At 59.2% G+C, this 19,929-nt stretch carries 13 protein-coding genes; 7 read left to right on the forward strand and 6 right to left on the reverse strand.

Features of this window, described 5'->3' with window-relative positions; genetic code table 11:
- Nucleotides 1–4: 4 nt before the first annotated feature.
- Nucleotides 5–3,871 (forward strand): ATP-dependent RNA helicase HrpA, encoded by a 3,867-nt coding sequence (gene hrpA, locus J2T60_RS03845; protein WP_253445664.1) that lies wholly within the window; start codon nt 5–7, stop codon nt 3,869–3,871.
- A gap of 215 nt (nt 3,872–4,086) precedes the next feature.
- Nucleotides 4,087–5,022 (forward strand): DegV family protein, encoded by a 936-nt coding sequence (locus J2T60_RS03850; protein ID WP_253445666.1) that lies wholly within the window; start codon nt 4,087–4,089, stop codon nt 5,020–5,022.
- Nucleotides 5,023–5,104: 82 nt separating this feature from the next.
- Here J2T60_RS03850 and J2T60_RS03855 read toward each other — a convergent pair whose 3' ends face one another.
- Nucleotides 5,105–5,863, reverse strand: coding sequence for a slipin family protein (locus J2T60_RS03855; RefSeq protein ID WP_253445668.1), 759 nt, complete (start codon nt 5,861–5,863; stop codon nt 5,105–5,107).
- Between the two features lie 40 nt (nt 5,864–5,903).
- A complete protein-coding gene (locus tag J2T60_RS03860; RefSeq protein ID WP_253445670.1) occupies nt 5,904–7,301 on the reverse strand; it encodes an NfeD family protein in 1,398 nt (465 codons plus the stop codon).
- A 56-nt stretch (nt 7,302–7,357) separates the two neighbouring features.
- Between J2T60_RS03860 and J2T60_RS03865 the strand changes: the two genes are divergently transcribed.
- Together J2T60_RS03865 and J2T60_RS03870 are read left to right on the forward strand one after the other, a co-directional pair.
- Nucleotides 7,358–9,673, forward strand: coding sequence for a patatin-like phospholipase family protein (locus tag J2T60_RS03865; protein ID WP_253445672.1), 2,316 nt, complete (start codon nt 7,358–7,360; stop codon nt 9,671–9,673).
- A 59-nt stretch (nt 9,674–9,732) separates the two neighbouring features.
- Nucleotides 9,733–10,251: an asparaginase domain-containing protein gene (locus J2T60_RS03870; RefSeq protein WP_253445674.1), complete on the forward strand. Its 519-nt coding sequence runs from the start codon at nt 9,733–9,735 to the stop codon at nt 10,249–10,251.
- A gap of 138 nt (nt 10,252–10,389) precedes the next feature.
- On the opposite strand, the gene J2T60_RS03875 is transcribed toward J2T60_RS03870, so the two are convergent.
- Together J2T60_RS03875 and amaB are read right to left on the reverse strand one after the other, a co-directional pair.
- Nucleotides 10,390–11,616 carry an ATP-grasp domain-containing protein gene (locus J2T60_RS03875; protein WP_253445675.1) on the reverse strand — a complete coding sequence of 409 codons (1,227 nt, stop codon included), beginning with the start codon at nt 11,614–11,616 and terminating at the stop codon, nt 10,390–10,392.
- A gap of 154 nt (nt 11,617–11,770) precedes the next feature.
- Nucleotides 11,771–13,312 (reverse strand): L-piperidine-6-carboxylate dehydrogenase, encoded by a 1,542-nt coding sequence (gene amaB / locus J2T60_RS03880; RefSeq protein ID WP_253445677.1) that lies wholly within the window; start codon nt 13,310–13,312, stop codon nt 11,771–11,773.
- A 195-nt stretch (nt 13,313–13,507) separates the two neighbouring features.
- Between amaB and J2T60_RS03885 the strand changes: the two genes are divergently transcribed.
- Nucleotides 13,508–14,887 carry a class II 3-deoxy-7-phosphoheptulonate synthase gene (locus tag J2T60_RS03885; RefSeq protein ID WP_445376039.1) on the forward strand — a complete coding sequence of 460 codons (1,380 nt, stop codon included), beginning with the start codon at nt 13,508–13,510 and terminating at the stop codon, nt 14,885–14,887.
- A gap of 48 nt (nt 14,888–14,935) precedes the next feature.
- Here J2T60_RS03885 and rssA read toward each other — a convergent pair whose 3' ends face one another.
- Both rssA and J2T60_RS03895 read right to left on the reverse strand, forming a co-directional pair.
- Nucleotides 14,936–15,925: a patatin-like phospholipase RssA gene (gene rssA / locus J2T60_RS03890; RefSeq protein WP_253445680.1), complete on the reverse strand. Its 990-nt coding sequence runs from the start codon at nt 15,923–15,925 to the stop codon at nt 14,936–14,938.
- Complete coding sequence (locus J2T60_RS03895; protein WP_253445682.1) at nt 15,922–16,842, reverse strand: LysR family transcriptional regulator; 921 nt, start codon at nt 16,840–16,842, stop codon at nt 15,922–15,924. The genes rssA and J2T60_RS03895 overlap by 4 nt, the downstream gene beginning before the upstream one ends.
- Nucleotides 16,843–16,973: 131 nt before the next feature.
- Here J2T60_RS03895 and aceB point away from each other — a divergent pair, with 131 nt between their 5' ends.
- Both aceB and aceA read left to right on the forward strand, forming a co-directional pair.
- Nucleotides 16,974–18,590: a malate synthase A gene (gene aceB / locus J2T60_RS03900; protein WP_253445684.1), complete on the forward strand. Its 1,617-nt coding sequence runs from the start codon at nt 16,974–16,976 to the stop codon at nt 18,588–18,590.
- A gap of 8 nt (nt 18,591–18,598) precedes the next feature.
- On the forward strand, nt 18,599–19,921 hold the full coding sequence (aceA, locus tag J2T60_RS03905; RefSeq protein ID WP_301288306.1) for an isocitrate lyase: 1,323 nt from the start codon (nt 18,599–18,601) through the stop codon (nt 19,919–19,921).
- The last annotated feature ends 8 nt before the right edge of the window (nt 19,922–19,929 follow it).

Below are 19,929 nucleotides of genomic sequence, written 5' to 3' on the forward strand. Positions count from 1 at the left end.
ATTCATGAAGGAAATCATCAAGGCGCTGGCATCCGAGCTGGATGAATGCATGCTGGCGGATGCCGCTCGCCTGGGAAAAAAACTCCAAGGGATCAAGAAGGGCCGTGGTGGGCGGCCCGATGAATTGGCGCGCCTGGAGCAGCGAATCCAGGCCTCCCGCCAGCGTGCCCAAGCGCGTCGGCGTCGCCAACCGGTACCGCGATATCCCGAGGAATTGCCGGTCAGTGAGCGGCGGGAGGATATTCGCAAGGCCCTGGAATCCCATCAGATCGTGATCGTGGCCGGGGAGACCGGCTCCGGCAAAACCACCCAGTTGCCCAAACTGTGTCTGGAAATGGGTCGCGGGGTCCGGGGGCAGATTGGTCACACCCAGCCTCGCCGGGTGGCGGCTCGAAGCACGGCGGCCCGGATTGCCGAGGAACTGGAAACGCCCTTGGGGGATCTGGTGGGCTACCGGGTTCGCTTCGCCGACAAGGTCAGCGCCGATACCCAGATCAAGCTTGTGACCGACGGCATGTTGCTGGCTGAGAGCCAGTCCGACCGGGATCTGCTGGCCTATGACACGCTCATCATCGATGAGGCCCATGAGCGCAGCCTCAATATCGATTTCCTGCTGGGCTATCTGAAGCGACTGAGTCGCCGGCGCCCGGATCTCAAGATCATCATCACCTCGGCAACGCTGGATACCGAGCGATTCTCGCGGCATTTTGACGATGCCCCGGTGATTGAAGTCTCGGGCCGAACCTATCCGGTGGAGGTTCGTTATCGCCCCCTGGCCTCGGAGTCGGAGTCAGACGCGGAAGACTTAAGCGTCTCCCAGGGTATCGCCCAGGGCTTAAAGGAGCTGTGGCGGGAGGGACCGGGGGATGTGCTGGTATTTTTGCCGGGGGAACGGGAAATCCGGGATGCGGCGGATTACCTGTCCAAGCAGTCCTTTCGCGATACCGAAATTCTTCCCCTTTATGGGCGGCTGTCGTCCCGCGACCAGGACCGGGTCTTCAAGCCCGGGGGACCGCGCCGGCGAGTAATCCTGGCCACCAATGTGGCCGAGACCTCCCTGACGGTGCCGGGCATCCGCTACGTGATCGACAGCGGCCTGGTTCGGCTCAGTCGCTATAGCTACCGCAGCAAGGTTCAGCGTCTACCCATTGAATCCATTTCCCAGGCCAGCGCCGCCCAGCGGGCCGGACGCTGTGGTCGCCTTGGGCCGGGGATCTGTCTCCGTCTCTATGGGGAAGAGGATTTCGAATCCCGGCCGGCCTTTACCGAGCCCGAGATCCAGCGCAGCAATCTGGCCAGTGTGATTCTGCAGATGCGTCTGCTCAAGCTGGGTGATCCGGACGATTTCCCCTTTGTGGACCCGCCGGAGGAAGGCCTGATTCGGGACGGGTTCCGGCTGCTGGAGGAATTGGGGGCCCTGGATGAGCGCCGGCGAGTCACCGAGACCGGTCGTCGCATTGGCCGTTTGCCCGTAGATCCCCGTCAAGGTCGCATGCTGCTGGAAGCAGCACGTCTCGGCAGTTTGAGCGAGGTTCTGGTGATTGTCTCGGCCCTGAGTATCCAGGATCCCCGCGAACGACCGGCCAATGCCCGCGAGGCAGCTGACGAAGCCCATGCTGAGGACCAGGACAAGCAGTCGGACTTTCTCTCCCTGTTCAATCTCTGGCGCCGCTATCGCCGGGAAACCGAGGGCCTGTCCCGCAACCAGCGGCGCAAATGGGCCAAGCGCCACTTTCTGGCACCCCTGCGCATGGAGGAATGGGGCGATCTCATGCGCCAGCTGCGTCTGGGCTTGCGAGACATGGGGCTTCGCATGAACGAGCAGTCGGCGGAGTACGCTGAAATCCACAAGGCCCTGTTGTCAGGGCTGCTTACCCAGGTGGGTCGCAAGGGCGAGCAGCATGCCTACGAAGGGCCTCGCGGCCTGCAGTTCTGGATATTCCCGGGCTCAGGCCTGTTCAAAAAAGCCCCAAAGTGGGTGATGGCGGCAGAGTTGGTGCAGACCTCAAGAACCTTTGCCCGCAATGTGGCCGGTATTGAGCCGGCCTGGCTGGAAGAGGCGGCCGCCCACATCGTTAAGCGGGAGTATTTCGAGCCCTTCTGGCAATCCCGGAAGGGGCGGGTGGCCGGCTACGAGCGGGTGAGTCTCTTTGGCCTGGACCTGGTGGCCCGGCGCCGGATCAACTACGGGCGGGTCGAGCCGGATGCCGCTCGTGAAATATTTATTCGCGAGGGCCTGGTGGCCGGCGATTTGCCCCGAAAGCCCGCCTTTCTCAAGCACAACCTGGCTTTGATTGAGGAGGTTCGGGACCTGGAAGCCAAGCGGCGCCGCCGGGATTTGTTGAAGGAAGAGGGTGAGCTGGCGGCTTTCTATGAGGCGCGCTTGCCGGACACGGTACGGGACCTGGCCTCCTTGCAAGGCGCTTTGAAGCAGGGGGGGAAGCAACTGGATCAGAGCCTGCGGATGCAGCGATCCGATGTCATGGCCCGGGAAGCGGAGGCCCTGGAAAAGGCCTTCCCGGATCATGTTCGCATTCAGGGGATTCCCGTCTCGGTGGAATATCACTTTGAGCCCGGCGGTGAACGGGACGGGGCCGTGCTGTTGCTGCCCCTGGCCTTGATCAATCAGCTCCACCCGGCCGATCTGGATTGGATGATTCCGGGCTGGCGGGAAGAGAAGGCCACCGCCTTGATCCGCTCCCTGCCCAAGGCCCAGCGGCGGAATTTCGTCCCGGCGCCCGATTTTGCCGGCGCGGCACTGGATGCCATGGAGCCGGGCCAAGCCATGCCCCAGGCATTAGCCCGCCAGCTTAGCCGGATGACCGGAACCACCGTGGAGCCGGAAGATTTCCGCCTGGATCAGCTGCCGGATTATCTGCGCCTGACCATTCGCTTGCTGGATGGCGAGGGTCGGACGGTGGCGGAGAGCAGTGACCTCAAGGCACTAAAAGGGGAGTACAGCCATCGTGCCAGTGAATCGGCCGGCACCGCCGGCACCCCCGAATGGCCGGACCGGGAAACCCGGCGCTGGGATTTCGGCACCATGCCCGAGCAAGTGGAAGTGGAGCGCCACGGGGTTCGATTGAAGGTGGCCCCGGCGCTCAAGGATTGCGGCAATGGGGTGGCTCTGGTGCTCCACGATGACCCGGAAACGGCCGAGGCCATGAGCTGGGCCGGTGTCCGGCGGCTGGTGAGTTTTCGCTTGCAGCAACAGGCCGAGCAGGTAAAGAAGCTGCCCGGCGTGAATAAGATTGTTCTTCGTTACCGCAAGTTTGGAGGGGATGCGGCCTTCCGCGAGGCCTTGCTGGCACTTGCCATCGATGCGGCCATTCTGGCGGATCAACCCTTGCCGCGGGGCCATGAGGACTTTGAAGCCCTGTGCCGTCAGAGAGCGGCGGATTTGATTCCCGCGGGGGAACAATGGCGGGATCTGTGCGGTGAGATCCTGGAGCGCCATGACGGGTTGCGGCGGGAACTGGGGGGCAAAATGAACCCGGTGCTGCTCAAGGCCGGCAAGGAGATCGCCGAGCAGCTGGATTACCTGATCTTTCCGGGGTTCCTTCAGTCTGTGCCCCGGGACAGGCTACGATCCTATCCGCGCTATTTGCAGGCCATAGAAAAGCGACTGGAAAAGCTCAAGCAGGGAAACCCCCGGGATACCCGGCTTTCCGCCGAGATTCGCCCATATTGGCAAAAGCTGCGTCAGCATCTACCTGAGCCGGGGCCGGCGGGGGACAATCCGGCATTGGCCCATTATCGCTGGCTGATCGAGGAATATCGAGTCTCCCTTTTTGCCCAGGAACTGGGAACCGCGGAGCCGGTATCTCCAAAACGCCTGAATGCGGCGTGGGAGTCACTTCGTAAAGCGTGACGCCGAACCTGAAGAAAGCGCGATAAATTGCGATTTTCAGGGTGGTTTATGATGAAATTTGGGACGTTGCGCAGTAAGCTTGAATCAGCTGAAGACGTTTGATGCGTCTGTCTGCTCTTGCCCAACCAAATCCGTCAGCAATGTTTCCGGGCTGTGCTCCCCCCCGGAATGACCGTTTCGACGAGGGCATTGAAACCGATGCAAAGGAGATGGGAATGAAAATCGGCGTCGTGATCGATTCCGCCTGTGACCTGCCGCGCAGCTACATCGACAAGTACGGCCTAAACATCGTGCCCATCAATCTTCGCTTCGGGGGCGAACTGTTCGTGGATGAACGAGACCCCCAGGCGACCATGCGTTTCTACCAGCGTTATTTGGCCAACAAGAACACGGAGGCTGAGACCGAACCGCCGGAGCCTGAGAAGATCAAGGCGCTTTTTCTGGAAAAGCTGGTGCTGGAGTATGATCGAGTCTTGATGGTCACCCTCTCCAAATCCCGCAGCGAGACCTTTGAGAATGCCAACCAGGCTTCTTACGGGGTGATGAATGAGTACAAGGCAGTGCGAGAGAAGAAGGGAATCGATGCCCCTTTTGCCATGCGTGTGCTGGACAGCAAGACCCTATTTACCGGCCAAGCCGTGCTGGTGCATGAAACCCTGCGCCTGATTCGCAAGGAAAATTTGCCCCTGGAAAAGCTGCGGCCCGCCGTGGATACACTCAGTGAAAAGGTCTATGCGCACCTTATTCCGGAAGACCTGCACTTTGTTTATCACCGGGCCCGGAAGAAGGGCGATAAGAGTGTAGGGTGGCTGAGTTTCAAGCTAGGCTCGGCCCTGGACATGAAGCCCATTATCCTCATGAATCAGGGCGAAAGTAGGGCCATCAAGAAAATTCAGGGCTTTGAGAACGCGGTCAATGTTCTGTTGGATGACACCATAGAGCTAGTCAAGGCAGATAAGCTTCTGACCAATACCATCTGTATGAGCTATGCGGGTAATCCAGAAGTCATCAAGCGCTATGCCAAATACAAGGAGCTCTGTCGGATTGCGAAAAAGCACGGTGTGGAAACCATGCTCTCGGTGATGAGCACCACCGCCGGCGTCAACGTGGGGCCGGGCTCCTTTTCGCTGGCCTATATCAAGGATGAGTAGATAAAAACTCTCTGAAGTTTTTAGACACAAAAAAGCCGCGCCTTCTGGCGCGGCTTTTTTGTTGATCAGGCGACACTGCCGTTTACTTGTCGCCCTTGAGTTTCTTCATTAGCGGTTCGATCACATCCATGGGCAGGGGGAATACAATGGTGGAGCTCTTCTCGCCGGCCACATCGGTGAGGGTCTGCAGATAACGCAGCTGCAGAGCCTGGGGGTTGGTGACCAGTTGATCGGCAGCCTGAACCAGTTGCTCGGCCGCCTGCTGCTCACCCTGGGCGTGGATGACCTTGGCCCGCCGGTTACGCTCGGCTTCTGCCTGCTTGGCGATGGCCCGAATCATGCTTTCGTCAATATCCACATGCTTGATTTCGACGTTGGTCACCTTGATGCCCCAGGCATCGGTGTGTTCGTCCAATATCTCCTGGATATCAGAGTTCAATTTGTCCCGCTCGGCCAGCATCTCATCGAGATCATGTTTGCCCAGCACGGAACGCAGGGTGGTCTGGGCCAGCTGGCTGGTGGCATCAAATACATTGGCCACCTGAATCACGGCCTTCTCAGGATCGATAATACGGAAGTAGATCACCGCATTGACCTTAACGGAGACATTGTCCCGAGAGATCACATCCTGGCTCGGAACATCCAGAACAATGGTTCGCAGATCCACCTTGACCATTTCCTGAATGAGAGGGATGACGATGATCAGGCCAGGCCCCTTTACCTTGTAGAACCGGCCAAGCATGAAGATCACGCCACGCTCGTATTCGTTCAGAATCTTGAACATGCTCACCAGAAGCAGGACGATGATCCCGACAATGGTGAGAAGAATATAGGTACCCATGATCCGCTCCCGTTGAGTCCGAGTCGTACAGTCTAGTGTTTCAATTCTGGTCTTCGTTATCCAGAGGTTCCACCTGGAGGACGAGACCGTCAATGTCGACCACCCGAAGTTTATCACCCTTGGAAACCGGTCGGCTGCTTCGGCCTCGCCAGATTTCACTGCGGACCCAGATTTGCCCGCTTTCGGTGAAATCTTCCCGGGCTGTGGCAATCAGGCCAATCATCTCCTCGTGTCCACTTACCACGGGAGACTGCCTCGCTCGCAGAGCAAAACCAATAATGGAAAAGGTCAGCAAGCCGCCGATGATACTGACGGTGGCAATTAGGGGTAAGGGGATGCCAAAGCCGGGTACATCCGTATCCATGAGAATAATCGATCCGATGACAAAGGAGATAAGCCCACCAATCCCCAGGATACCAAAGCTGGGTACAAAGGCCTCGCTGATTATCAATGCAAGACCCAGGGCAATGAGCGCGAAGCCGGCATAATTGACCGGCAATACCTGAAAGGCGAACAGTGCCAGGAGAAGACAGATGGCCCCGACAACGCCGGGTACGATGGCTCCTGGGTTGTAGCCTTCGAAGATCAGTCCGTAAATGCCGATCAGCATCAAGAGATAAGCCACAGTGGGGTTTGTCAGGACACTGAGCAGTTCGGTGCGCCAGTCCGGGTCCTGGCGTTCCAGGGAGAGGTTTTCGGTATTGAGGCGGATGGTGCCCACCTCGGTGTCGACTTCCATTCCATGAACCTGGCTCAGCAGATCGTCCAGATCAGTGGCCACAATATCGATGACGTTCTCTTCCAGGGCTTCCCGGGAATTGAGTGTGGCGGCTTCACGGACCGCACGCTCGGCCCAGTCGGCGTTACGGCCGCGTTGCTCGGCCAGACTGCGAATATAGCTGACCGCGTCATTAATGGCCTTGCGTTCGGCATCGCCCTGGGGTTCCGGCGCATCCTCCTCACCGTTTTCCTCTTCGGCGTCTTCGGGATCCATGGGGGCGCCACCGATCTGGACCGGGGTGGCTGCGCCCAGGGAAGTGGCCGGCGCCATCGCCGCCACGTGGCTGGCATACATGATGAACGTGCCGGCGCTGGCGGCCCGGGAGCCGGAAGGAGAGACATAGACCACTACCGGCACCCGGGAGGAGAGAATGGCCTTATTGATCTCCCTAGTGGTATCCACCAGGCCGCCTGGTGTGTCCATCTCGATGATGATCAGGTGCTGATTGTCGTCTCCAGCATTGCTAATGCTCCGGCGCAAGTAGTCCAGGGTGGCGGGGCCGATGGCGCCATCGACACGCAGGATAACCCCCTGGCCGCCTTCGCTCTGGGCCTGGACATTACTGCTATCATCTTGGGCCAGGAGGGCCGGACCCGAGATGAGTAGTATCCCCAGCAGGATGCAGACGAGCGCTGTGATGAATCGTATGCTTGTCATCGTTGATTTCTATTCTGTCGCCATCACGACTCCATCAAAGCACATGGAAGAAGACAATGAAAGCCCCCTATCTGCCCCGCCTTCTGAATAGGCTTGCTTCTACCCCTGGCTTGGGATGCTGGCTGATTCCTTTTTGCGGCTTGTTGCTGCTGTTCCCGGCAATAGCCCTGGGGGATCCGGCCCTGGAGGGTGATCGGGATTCCAGCTCTGCATCGGCCGAACGACCGCGGATTGGATTGGTTCTTAGCGGCGGTGGCGCCCGGGGCGGTGCCCATTTGGGGGTATTGCGGGTACTGGAGGAGCTGGAAGTGCCGGTGGACGTGGTGGTGGGCACCAGTGGTGGGGCCATTGTTGGGGGCTTGTATGCCAGCGGTTGGTCTCCGGATGAAATCGAGACGTGGCTTCGGGAAATGGATTGGGACACGGCCCTGTCCGATCGATTGCCTCGACGATCACTCGCCTACCGGGCCAAGGAGGATGATGAGCGTTTCCTCTTTGATTTGGAGGTGAGCTGGGCCGATGGTGTATTACACCTGCCTCAGGGCCTGATTGAGGGCCGGAACCTGGCCTTTCTTCTGGAACAGGCCTCCCTGAGAACAGCGGATGTCCGGGATTTCAACGACTTGCCCATTCCCTTCCGGGCCGTGGCAACGGATCTGGAGTCCGGCAGCAAGAAGGTGCTGGACTCGGGGCGTCTCTCCAAAGCCATTCGGGCCAGCATGTCCGTCCCGGGCGTATTTGCGCCAGTTCTGGTGGATGACCATCTTTTGGTGGACGGGGGACTGGTGGAGAACCTCCCGGTTGAAACGGCCCTGGATGAAGGAGCGGATATCATCATCGCGGTGAATGTGGGTTCCCCTCTGCAGGAGCGAAGCGAGCTGAACGATATCTTTGCTCTCTCGGTTCAGGTGACGACCCTGGTTTTACACAACAATCTGCAACGGGCACTGGGTTTGCTGGCGGAATCCGATATTCTCATCGAACCGGAGCTGGATGGCCTGAACGCCCAGGATTTCCATCGGGCGGCCGACGCCGCAGCCGCCGGGGAGAGGGCGGCCTGGGACAAGCATCTGGCTTTGCGGGGGCTGGGCATTGCTACCTCGGACCATCAGCGCTTTCTGGAGGACCAGCGTCTGGATCCGGATGATTTCGGTGAGGTTTATGCCATTGAGTTTCGCGGATTGCGGCGGCTGTCGGTACGGCGCTTGGAGGCCCTGATGGAAACCCGGGAAGGCGAGCCGCTGGCCCTGAATGTCTTGCAGGGGGATATTAGCCGCTTGCAGCAGCTGGGGGAAATCGAGAGTGTCGATTTCCGAGTGGATAGTCGGGACAATGACTCGAAACTGATCCTGGACGTGGTGGAACGGGATCAGGGCCCCCACCATCTTCGTCTGGGTCTGGAAATGTTTGATGATTTTGATGGTGGGGCCCATTACAACCTGCGTATTGGGCATACCCGGCCGAGTATCAATCGCCTAGGTGCCGAATGGCGAAATGAAGTCCAATTGGGACAAATGCGCGCGATTCGGACAGAGTTCTTTCAACCATTGTCGCCAGCCGGGCGTTTTTTTCTCTCCGGCCTGCTTTCCCACGAAGCATCCGTTATCTCCGCCTTCGATGATGGTGATCGGCTGGCTGATATCAGTACGCGAAATTCCCGGGCGGGGATGGATGCTGGGCTTCGTTTCGGGGCTCACGGGGAGGCCCGACTGGGGGCATGGCGAGTGCGCCAGACCAACGAGGCCCGAATCGGCCAGGCTGGCATGGACGGGGAAGCTCTCTATTTGAGCGGTAATCGCCTGTTGCTGCGTTATGACAGGCTGGATCATGCGGAATGGCCGAGTGAGGGGCAGTTCTTTGAAGGCCACCTGGAACAGGCCGCCGAGTCCATGGGCAGTGATCGGGAATTCCGGCGGGAATCGGCACAGCTGGCCCATTTCTGGAAGCGTGAGCAACATCGTTTCATGCTGGCCGGGGAATGGGGGCAGGGTGATCGCCCCCTTGGGTTTCAGCAGCAATTCCCCCTGGGTGGGCCCACCTCGCTGAGTGGTTATCGAAGTGGTGAGTTGCGGGCAGACCGGGTGGCCGGTTTGCGTGCGGTGTGGTTTCGTCAAATGGGAGCCCCGGAACTGGGTTCCGGGGCAGGGGCATTCTATGCCGGCGCCGGCATAGCCGCCGGGGCGGGCTGGGACCACGGCCAGGGCACCCCCAGTGATGAGATCGCTTATGGCGGCAAGCTGTTTATGGGGGCAGCCACCCCACTGGGACCAATTCTCTTTGGCGCCGCCCAGTCAGACAAGGGGAAACGAGAGTTCTTTTTGACCCTGGGCTTGCCCATTCACCGGCCCCGGCCGCAGTCCTGGCCATGGTAGGATTCCGGACCCGGCGGTAAATCAAATTTGTGATATCGGTTGCTCAGGAGGTGTAAAGGGTGAATCAGCCAACGGCTCAGGAAAGCGGTGCTCATGACGGTATTCGAATCATTACCACCGGTGGGACCATCGACAAGATCTATTTTGATGCCCGCAGTCAGTTTGAGGTGGGGGATCCGGTTATCGGTCATGTACTGGAAGAGGCCTTGGTGAAGCACCCCTGGACCGTTCAGGAATTGATGCAGAAAGACAGTCTCGAGATCGATGACGCGGACCGTTTGAGGATTCGGGAAGCCGTTCAGTCCGCGCCGGAAAAACGGATTCTGATTACCCATGGTACTGATACCATGGCCAAGACGGCTGAGGCCATCGCCGAGACTGGAGATCGTACGGTGGTGCTCACTGGTTCCCTGAGTCCGGCCCGTTTCCGCTCCAGTGATGCGATTTTCAATATTGGTGCCGCCTTTGCCGCGACCCAGTGCCTGCCGGCTGGAACCTGGTTGTTCATGAATGGACAGGTTTTCAAGGCCGGGGATGTGAAGAAGAACCTGGACAGCAATTGCTTTGAAGCCTTGTGACAGCTTGGGGAAATCGAAGGGGAGGGGGATGGGCAGCACTGACCTAGCCAGGCTGGGAGGCTATCACCACTAGGGAGGATCCTTAAGGCGTATCTCATGAAGAAGCCGGCCGGGCCCCAGACCCGGCCGGCATTGAGCTTATTGATAGTAATCCAGGTCTTCCTGCTTCTTGAGAAGATCCCGCAGCTTGATGGGGTCGTCACCGAAGAAATACACCAGCCCCCAGTGGGTACCAAAGGCCGTCCGTTTGGTGACCGTGTTTTCCAAAGGCTGAGCCAGGTCGTTCCACTCGTAATAGGGGTGGTTTTCGGTCTCTTCTGGAATGTTCAGCTGGCTGACCACGCGGCGACGCGGATAGACCCCGAAGCAGCCGGCATAGCCCTTGGCGTCCACCACTTCCCGGGGAAAGAAGGCGTTGACCTCTTCCTCGGTGCTCTTGGGATCAAAACACAGCACCATGGCTTGGTAGGCATTGAAGCCATAGGCCCGTTCCAGTAGCTCAAACACTTTGAACCCCGGCGGCCGGTAAGCTACCTCTCCGAAATACATGGTGCCGTCACTGGTAACGAAGTATTCCGGATGGATGAAGCCGAACTGGATGTCGAAGGTCTTGATCAGTTTCTCGATCTCTCGACGAATACCTTCGCGCCAGCTTTCCAGTTCCTTGGTGGCCGGCACGAAGACTGAATAACCCAGGGTGACGTATTCGGAGATGTTGAGGAACTTGATCTTGCCATCGTGAATCCAAGCTTCCACCGCGAATTCCCAACCATCCAGGTGGCTTTCCATGAGCACCGGGAATTCTTCCTCGGGAATCAGGTCCACCTCATCCGGCGTACGGATGACCCGGTGCCCCAGGCAGCCGGCCTTGTCGAAGGCCTTGAGATGAATGGGATCGTTGGGATCCCCATCCAGTTTCAGCAGGGTCTGGTTGACCCGCTTGAGGAAACGGATCACATCTTCCCGATCATGGGCCTCTTCAAAGATACCCACCCGAATACCCCCAAGCTGGGCACGGCGCTTCATCAGCGCTTTGTCCCGCATGAGAATGGCCTGGCCATAGAGGCGAGGGTTATCCATTAGAACCGAGTTGATGGCCCCGGCCCATTCCACGGTTTCCTCGAATAATGGAATCGCCACATCCACCCCCATTTCCTTCAGGGTTTGGGCGATCTCCATGGAACGGTCGTTGAGACGCTCGAAGTCCCAAGGGGTGTAGGGAATGTCGTGCTTCTCGCAGTATTCTTCGGCCCAGGGGGGAGCAACCACCACATAGCGTCGGTCGAAGTTGTCCAGTGCTTCGATGGCGTTGAGACTCCAGCCGAGCAGGGCCACGTAGCCCTTATTTGGGTCCTTCTCTGCCATGGGTTCTCTCCCGTGAGAGTGAAATGGGTGCGAAATCGCAGGTGTGCCATGAGCATACACCTCAAATGGGCCGATTACACAGGCGTCTCTGTCTACCCGCATAAAAAAGGGCCCGTCGTGGACGAGCCCTTTATTACGCCATTATCCTTCAAAATCAGCCCAGATCGAATTTGATCCCCTGGGCCAGAGGCAGGTCGCTGCCGTAATTGACCGTATTGGTCTGGCGGCGCATGTACTGCTTCCAAGCGTCAGAGCCGGACTCTCGGCCGCCGCCGGTGTCTTTCTCGCCCCCGAAGGCACCACCAATTTCAGCACCGGATGTGCCGATATTGACATTGGAGATGCCGCAATCGCTGCCTTCCGCGGAAAGATAGCGCTCGCCATGCTGCAGCTTGTCGGTGAAGATGGCGGAGGAGAGGCCCTGGGGCACATCGTTTTGCATCTCAATGGCCTCATCCAGGGTCTTGTAAGACATGATGTAGAGGATGGGCGCAAAGGTTTCGGTCTGGACGATCTCCAGATCGTTTCGGGCCTTGACGATGGTGGGCTCAACGAAATGCCCGTCACCGTCCAGGCGCTTGCCGCCACAGAGGATTTCAGCATCCTTCTCGGAGTCAATCACCTTGATGGCGTTTTCGAAGTTCTTGACTGCGGTTTCATCGGCCAGGGGCCCCATCAGGGTGTTTTCATCCAGGGGATTGCCGATACGCACGGTCTTGTAGGCATTAACCAGCTTCTCGGTGAGATCATCCACGATGCTCTCGTGGGCGATCACCCGGCGGGTGGAGGTACAGCGCTGGCCGGCGGTGCCCACCGCACCAAAGGCAATGGCCGGAATGGCCATGTCCAGATTGGCGGTCTCGTCCACGATGATGGCGTTGTTGCCCCCGGCCTCGATCAGATAGCGGCCCAGGCGGCTGGCTACGGTGGGCGCTACCTTCTTGGCCACTTCGCTGGAGCCGGTGAAGGAGAGCAGGTTGATCCGCTCATCGGCCACGAACTTCTCAGCCAGTTCATTGCGATCATCGGTAATCAGGGTGAAGATCGCCGGAAAACCATTTTTCTCCAGTACCTCGTTGCAGAGCTTCTGGACGGCCACGGAAATCAGCGGGGTCTTGGGGGAACCTTTCCAGATATTCACATTGCCACAGACGGCGGAAATGAAGGTGTTCCAGGACCACACCGCCACCGGGAAGTTGAAGGCAGTGATCACGCCCACCACGCCCAGGGGATGCCACTGCTCGAACAGGCGGTGGTCCGGGCGCTCGGAGTGGGTGGTCATGCCGTAGAGCATGCGGGACTGGCCCAGGGCAAAATCGGCGATGTCGATCATTTCCTGGACTTCGCCGTCACCTTCCTGCTTGATCTTGCCCATTTCCAGGGAAACCAGGCTGCCCAGGGCGTCCTTGTTCTCGCGCAGTGCCTCGCCCATGAGGCGAATGGCCTGGCCGCGTTCCGGGGCGGGCAGCTTGCGCCACTCCTTGAACAATTCCCGGGCTTCGCTGACCACGGTCTCGTACTCGGCCTCGGTGGTCACCCGGACCTTGCCCAGCAGCTCGCCAGTGGCAGGGTTGTAGGACTCGAGAAAGCGACTGTTCTTGTCTTCCAGCCAACCGGATTTGGCCGAATAGGTACCGGCATTTTCGGCTTCCAGGCCGAAGGCGGCCAGAATGGACTTGGGATCCAGCTTGCTCATTTGATTTTCCTCCCGGAAATGCGTTGGAGCGGCGTCCTTGGCGGGTCTTGCCCCACTTCGCCGATCGCAAAAATAAAGACGGATTCAATCAGGTTCGGGAACACCCCTTATTCCCGAATGATCTGACATGATTCTTGTATTGTCTCAAGAAGACGCTTATAAGGCCAGTGGTTAGCACTCTCAACTCGGTGTAAGATGAAGCCCATGGCAACTGATAATCGGACAAATTGGCATCCCGAAAGCTGGCAGGCCAAGACCGCCGGCCAGCAGCCCCTGTATCGTGATACCGAGGCTGTGAAATCGGTGGTGGATCGGCTCGGGCGTCTGCCGCAGTTGGTGACCCATGGCGAGGTCGAGGCTCTGAAAAAACAGATCGCCGAGGCCGCCCGGGGTGAACGTTTCCTGCTGCAGGGGGGCGATTGTGCGGAGAGCTTCGATGATTGCACTGCCGACAATATTGCCAACAAGCTCAAGATCCTCCTACAGATGTCCCTGGTCTTGGTCACGGGCATGCGCAAGCGGGTTACGCGGGTAGGTCGTATAGCAGGTCAATATGCCAAGCCCCGTTCGGCGGATATGGAAACCCGGGGCGGTCAGACCCTGCCCAGCTATCGGGGAGATCTTATCAACCGCCCCCCGTTTACGCCGGAGGACCGGGAGCCGGACCCGGAATTGATGTTGCGGGGGTATGAGCGTGCAGCGCTGACCCTGAATCACATTCGTGCATTGGTGGATGGTGGCTTTGCCGACCTGCATCATCCCGAGAATTGGGATCTGGATTTCGTTCGTCAATCCCCCATGGAAAAGGAATATCGCGAAATCGTGGATTCGGTTCGCGACTCCCTGCAATTCATGGAGACCATTGCCGGCAGTCGGGTCTCCGGCAGCGGTCGGGTGGATTTCTATACCAGTCACGAAGCCCTGCATCTGCTCTACGAGCAGGCTCAGACCCACCAGGTGGGTCATGACGGTCGCTGGTACAATATGGCCACCCATTTCCCCTGGATCGGCATGCGCACCGCCGAACTCGATGGTGCCCATGTGGAGTATTTCCGGGGTATTGCCAACCCGGTGGCTGTGAAAGTGGGCCCCGGAATGTCTGCCGAGCATCTCAAGGCCTTGATTGAGGTGCTCGACCCGCATGACGAACCGGGCCGCTTGACCCTGATTCACCGCCTGGGGGCCAACAAGATCGAGTCGGGCCTGCCGCCCTTGATTGAGGCTGCCCAAGCCACTGGTCGTACCGTGTTGTGGAGCTGTGACCCCATGCACGGGAATACGGAAAAGACCCAGTCCGGTATCAAGACGCGTCGGGTGGAAAATGTTTTCTCGGAGCTGGAACAAGCCTTCGATATCCACCAGAAAATGGGCAGTCATCTGGGTGGGGTGCATATCGAGCTGACCGGGGAAAATGTCACTGAGTGCATGGGCGGGGCCAGCGGTCTCACCGAGAAGGACCTGGAGCGGGCCTACCGTTCCCAGGTGGATCCGCGCTTGAATTACGACCAGGCGCTGGAGCTGGCCATGCGAGTGGCAGGTTATCGCCTGCGGAGCAGCAAACACCGCGTTGCCTGATGAGCGCTTCCCAATGGGACCGGCTTGCTATTCCTTGGTCGCCGGTGACTAGCGATTGTCTGTGTTAGGTCCCAGGGCCTGGAGATCTTCCCGGGCCCGTTCTACTGCTTTTTCCCCACCCAGAATGGCTTCCGAGGCCCGATCAAACTCCATCAAGCGGATGTGGGCCAGTCGGGGCGTGATGAGTATATCCGGGGGGTCGCCTGCCATCCGGCTGCGGGTAATTCGATCCTGAACCACATTGACCGAGCCGGCCAGGACGTCGAAAAGACCCGGTTCGCTGGTTTCCTGTTTGCGGGCGGCGGAAGAAATCAGACGATCTACTCTTACCCGGAGCCCGCTCTTCAGGTGGCCCACGATTCGGCTCATCACATCGGAGCCCGGGTCTTTTTCCTCGGTGGTCAGTTTGTCGACATCTTGTTCGGAAGGCTGGTTCCCGGGAATGGCGCGGTTGTCAAAATTGCGGCCCATGATGTCACCGTTGAGGTTCACCGCAATCACCACATCGGCGCCCATGGCGCGACAGAGAGAAACGGGCACCGGATTCACCAGACCACCATCCATGAGCCAGCGGCCCTCCTGCTGGACCGGGGCAAACAGGCCGGGGAGGGCAATGGAGGCCCGTACGGCATCCAGCAGGGAGCCTTGATTCAGCCAGATCTCGCGACCGCTGTTCAGGTCGGTGGCCACGGCGGCGAAGGGGGCCGGCAAGTCTTCGATATTCACATCCTTGACCCGTTGTCCGATGGCGTCCATGAGCTTTTCACCCCGCATGAAGCCGCCTCCGGATAGGCCGTAATCCAGTAGCCGCAGGATATCCATGCGCTCAAGACCCCGCACCCATTCTTCCAGCGTATCCAGCCGATCCACCCGATAGGCGCCACCCACCAGCGCCCCAATACTGGTGCCGGCGACGATATCGGGGCGAATACCCTGTTTTTCCAGGGCGCGAATGACGCCGATATGGGACCAGCCCCGGGCCGATCCACTACCCAGCGCCAGGCCGATCTTGGTCCGACGGTGTTGTTTGCTGCTCATGCTGGATTGCCACTCCTGCTGAAGAAACGCTCATCCATTAAGCGAATAAAGGCCTTGGCCTGGGGGGAGAGGAATTTACCTCGCCGCGTGACCACGCCATAACTGCGACGTTTGAAGTAGGCCCCCATGGGTCGAACATGGAGGGACTCGCCACCATCCAGGCAGATATCGGTGACAATGGAGATGCCCAGGTTCATTTCAACGTATTTCTTGATGACCTCCCAGCCACCGGCTTCCAGTTTCACATCATAGGCCAGCTCATGCTGCTCGAATACACTCTTGACCATTCTCCAAGTACTCAAGTGGCGGGGCGGCAGAATCAATCCATAACGACTGATGTCTTCCAGGGACACCGTCTTCCTTTTAGCCAGGGGGTGGGCAGGGGCGGTGATGAGCATGGGTTCGTAGTGGAAGATGGGGCGATAACTGAGGTCGTCGGGCACATCCACCATGGAGCCAACGGCGAAATCCACTTCATCCGCGCGCAGCATGTTCAGGCCATCCCGACCGGTGACGTTGTGCAGTCGGAACTGGACTGCCGGATATTCATGGGCAAAGCGCTCCACGAATGTGGGCAACAGATAGAGCAGGGTGGATTCACCGGCAGCAATATCCAGGTCGCCATGGGCCGGATTCCCGCAGCGTGCGGCAAAGGTCTCCGGCAGGGTATCCAGGCTCTCCACCATGGGCAGGGCAATCTCCAGCAGGTTTTCTCCCTCCGGAGTCAGCTGGATTCTGGGCCCTCGACGTTCAAACAAGAGTGTGCCGAATTCCTTCTCCAGGGCCTGGATCTGCATTGATACTGAGGGCTGACTTAGCTCCAGCTTGTCGGCGGCGGCACTGATGCTGCCAAGCTGTGCGGTGGCACAGAAACCCCGTAGTTGAGTGAGACGGTTGGCTCGGCTGCGTTGCTTCATTGCTTCTCCCGGCAACAGAGGGGCAGGCTTAAGAATTAGAAAAAACAATAATTCAAATAAGAAAGATTGTGTTGTTCGATATTAAACAATCGTTTTAATGTCCCTGCAAGCCTGATTGGAGGAACAAGCGCATGTCGAGCGCACACGCAGCAGAAAACACCCAGTCATCGGCATCCGTGGAAATACGCGGGCCGATCACACCGGAATGCGAGGCACTGTTGAGTAGCGAGGCCATGGATTTCCTGGCTGAGCTGGTACGGGCATTTTCCCCAAGAATTCGAACCCTGCTGGATGCCCGCCGCGCCCGGCAGGCGCGTTTTGACCGCGGGACAGTGCCGGATTTCCTCCCGGAAACCCGGAAAATCCGGCAGCAGGACTGGCAGGTGGCGCCGATTCCGGAACCACTGCTGGATCGCCGGGTGGAGATTACCGGGCCGGTGGACCGGAAAATGGTCATCAATGGTCTCAATTCCGGTGCTCGGGTCTTCATGGCGGATTTTGAAGATGCCTCCACCCCCAGCTGGTCCAATATGATCCAGGGGCAGCGCAATCTCTACGATGCCGTGCGTCGCCAGATCGATTTCAGCGATGAGCGAGGCAAAGCATATCGCCTGAACCGGGACACGGCGCTTTTGCTGGTGCGGGTACGGGGGCTGCATTTGCCCGAGAAAGACTTGAGAGTGGATGGAGAAGCGGTCCCCGGGGCCTTGATGGACTTTGCCCTGCATTGCTTTCACAACAGCGAGGCCCTGCTGGCACAGGGGGCCGGGCCCTGGTTCTATCTACCCAAGCTGGAGCATTGGCGGGAAGCGGCCCTGTGGGCCGAGGTCTTCGATTGGGCCGAGCAACGGCTGTCGCTGGAGAAGGGCAGTATCCGGGCGACTGTCTTGATCGAAACCCTGCCAGCGGTCTTCCAGATGGACGAGATTCTGCATGTGTTGAGGGACTACGTGGTGGGGCTCAATTGTGGTCGCTGGGACTATATCTTCAGCTACATCAAGACCTTCCATGCCCACCCGGACCGCATTCTGCCGGATCGGGAAACGGTGGGGATGACCGTGCCCTTTCTGCGCGCCTACTCCCGATTGCTGATCGAGACTTGCCATCGTCGCGGGGCTCTGGCCATGGGCGGCATGGCGGCGCAAATCCCCGTGCGTGATGACCCCGAGGCCAATGCCGCGGCCCTGGCCAAGGTTCGTGAAGACAAGGAGCGTGAGGCGCGGGATGGTCATGACGGCACCTGGGTGGCGCATCCGGGCCTAATCCCCGAGGCCATGGCGGTATTCGATGCCGTACTGGCGGGGCCGAATCAACTGGACCGGGCCGTACAAGACCACGGCATCGGTCGGGCGGAACTGCTGGCACATCCGGAGGGGGCGATTACCGAGGCGGGTTTTCGCCGAAATGTGGAGGTAGGCCTGGCCTATACCGCTGCCTGGCTGTCGGGGCGGGGCTGCGTGCCTATCCATCATCTGATGGAGGATGCAGCCACCGCCGAAATTGCCCGGGCCCAGCTCTGGCAATGGCTGCACCATTCCGACGCCCGTTTCGAGGTGGGTGGGGCCATCACCTTTGCGTTCTTTTCCCAGGTCCTGGAGGAGAGCCTGGCGGCTCTGCTTCAGGGGGAGGGAGAGGATGGCCCGGATGCGGGCCATTACCGGGCGGCGGCGCGATTGTTCCACCGTCTTACGGAAAGTGAGCAGTTTGCTGACTTTCTTACCTTGGAAGCCTACGACAGCATCGCCTGACAGGGGGTATGAGCATGAGCACCGAGCAAGCCAACATCGAAGCATTGAGACGGGACTGGGATCACAATCCGCGCTGGACCGGAGTTGAGCGGGATTATGGTCCCGAGGACGTGGTCCGTCTGCGTGGCAATGTCAGCATCGAACACACCCTGGCAAGGCGGGGCGCGGAGAAGCTCTGGCGTTTGCTCAAAGAGGAAGATTTCGTCAATGCCCTGGGGGCCCAGACCGGGAACCAGGCCATGCAACAAGTGAAGGCGGGGCTAAAGGCCATCTATTGCTCCGGCTGGCAGGTAGCGGCGGATGCCAATACCGCTGGCCAGATGTATCCCGACCAATCCCTTTACCCGGTGGACAGCGTCCCCAACCTGGTGCGCCGGATTAACGGGGCCTTCCAGCGCCTGGATCAGGTCAATTGCATGGAAGGCCGCCACGATGAGGATGTTTTCGCCCCCATCGTGGCCGATGCCGAAGCCGGCTTCGGCGGGGTGCTCAACGCCTATGAGCTGATGAAGCATATGATCGAGGCGGGTGCCGCCGGGGTTCATTTTGAGGATCAGCTGGCCTCGGCCAAGAAGTGCGGGCATATGGGGGGCAAGGTATTGGTGCCCACTCAGGAGGCGGTTCAGAAACTGGTGGCCGCTCGCCTGGCCGCCGATACCCTGGGCGTGCCCACATTGATTATTGCCCGCACTGACGCCAATGCCGCCGGACTGATCACGTCCGACCTGGACGAGCGAGACAAGTCCTTCTGCACCGGTGGCCGCACGGTGGAGGGTTTTCATGAAGTCAATGCGGGTATTGAACAGGCCATATCACGGGGGCTAGCCTATGCACCCTATGCCGACCTGCTCTGGTGCGAGACGGCCCATCCTGATCTGGAAGAGGCCCGTCAGTTTGCGGAGGCGATTCATGCCCGTTACCCCGGCAAGATGCTCGCCTATAATTGCTCACCTTCCTTCAACTGGCGCAAGCATCTGGATGACGCCACCATTGCTCGCTTCCAGCAGGAATTGGCTGCCATGGGCTACAAGTTCCAGTTCATCACTCTGGCCGGCTTCCATGCCTTGAGCCACAGCATGTTCCAGCTTGCCAAGGGCTACCGGGAACGGCAGATGAGTGCCTATGTGGAACTGCAGGAAGCCGAGTTCGAAGCCGAGGGGGACGGCTATACCGCCACCCGTCATCAGCGGGAGGTGGGAACCGGTTACTTCGATGCGCTCAGTCAGGCCATTGCCGGTGGAAAATCCTCGCTGACGGCCTTGAGTGGGTCCACTGAAAGCGAGCAGTTCCAGCCCGACACGGCCGAGCCGTCCGTGGCTCGCCTTGGTTGATGACCTCA

It is taken from the genome of Natronospira proteinivora (assembly GCF_024170465.1).
GTDB lineage: Bacteria > Pseudomonadota > Gammaproteobacteria > Natronospirales > Natronospiraceae > Natronospira > Natronospira proteinivora.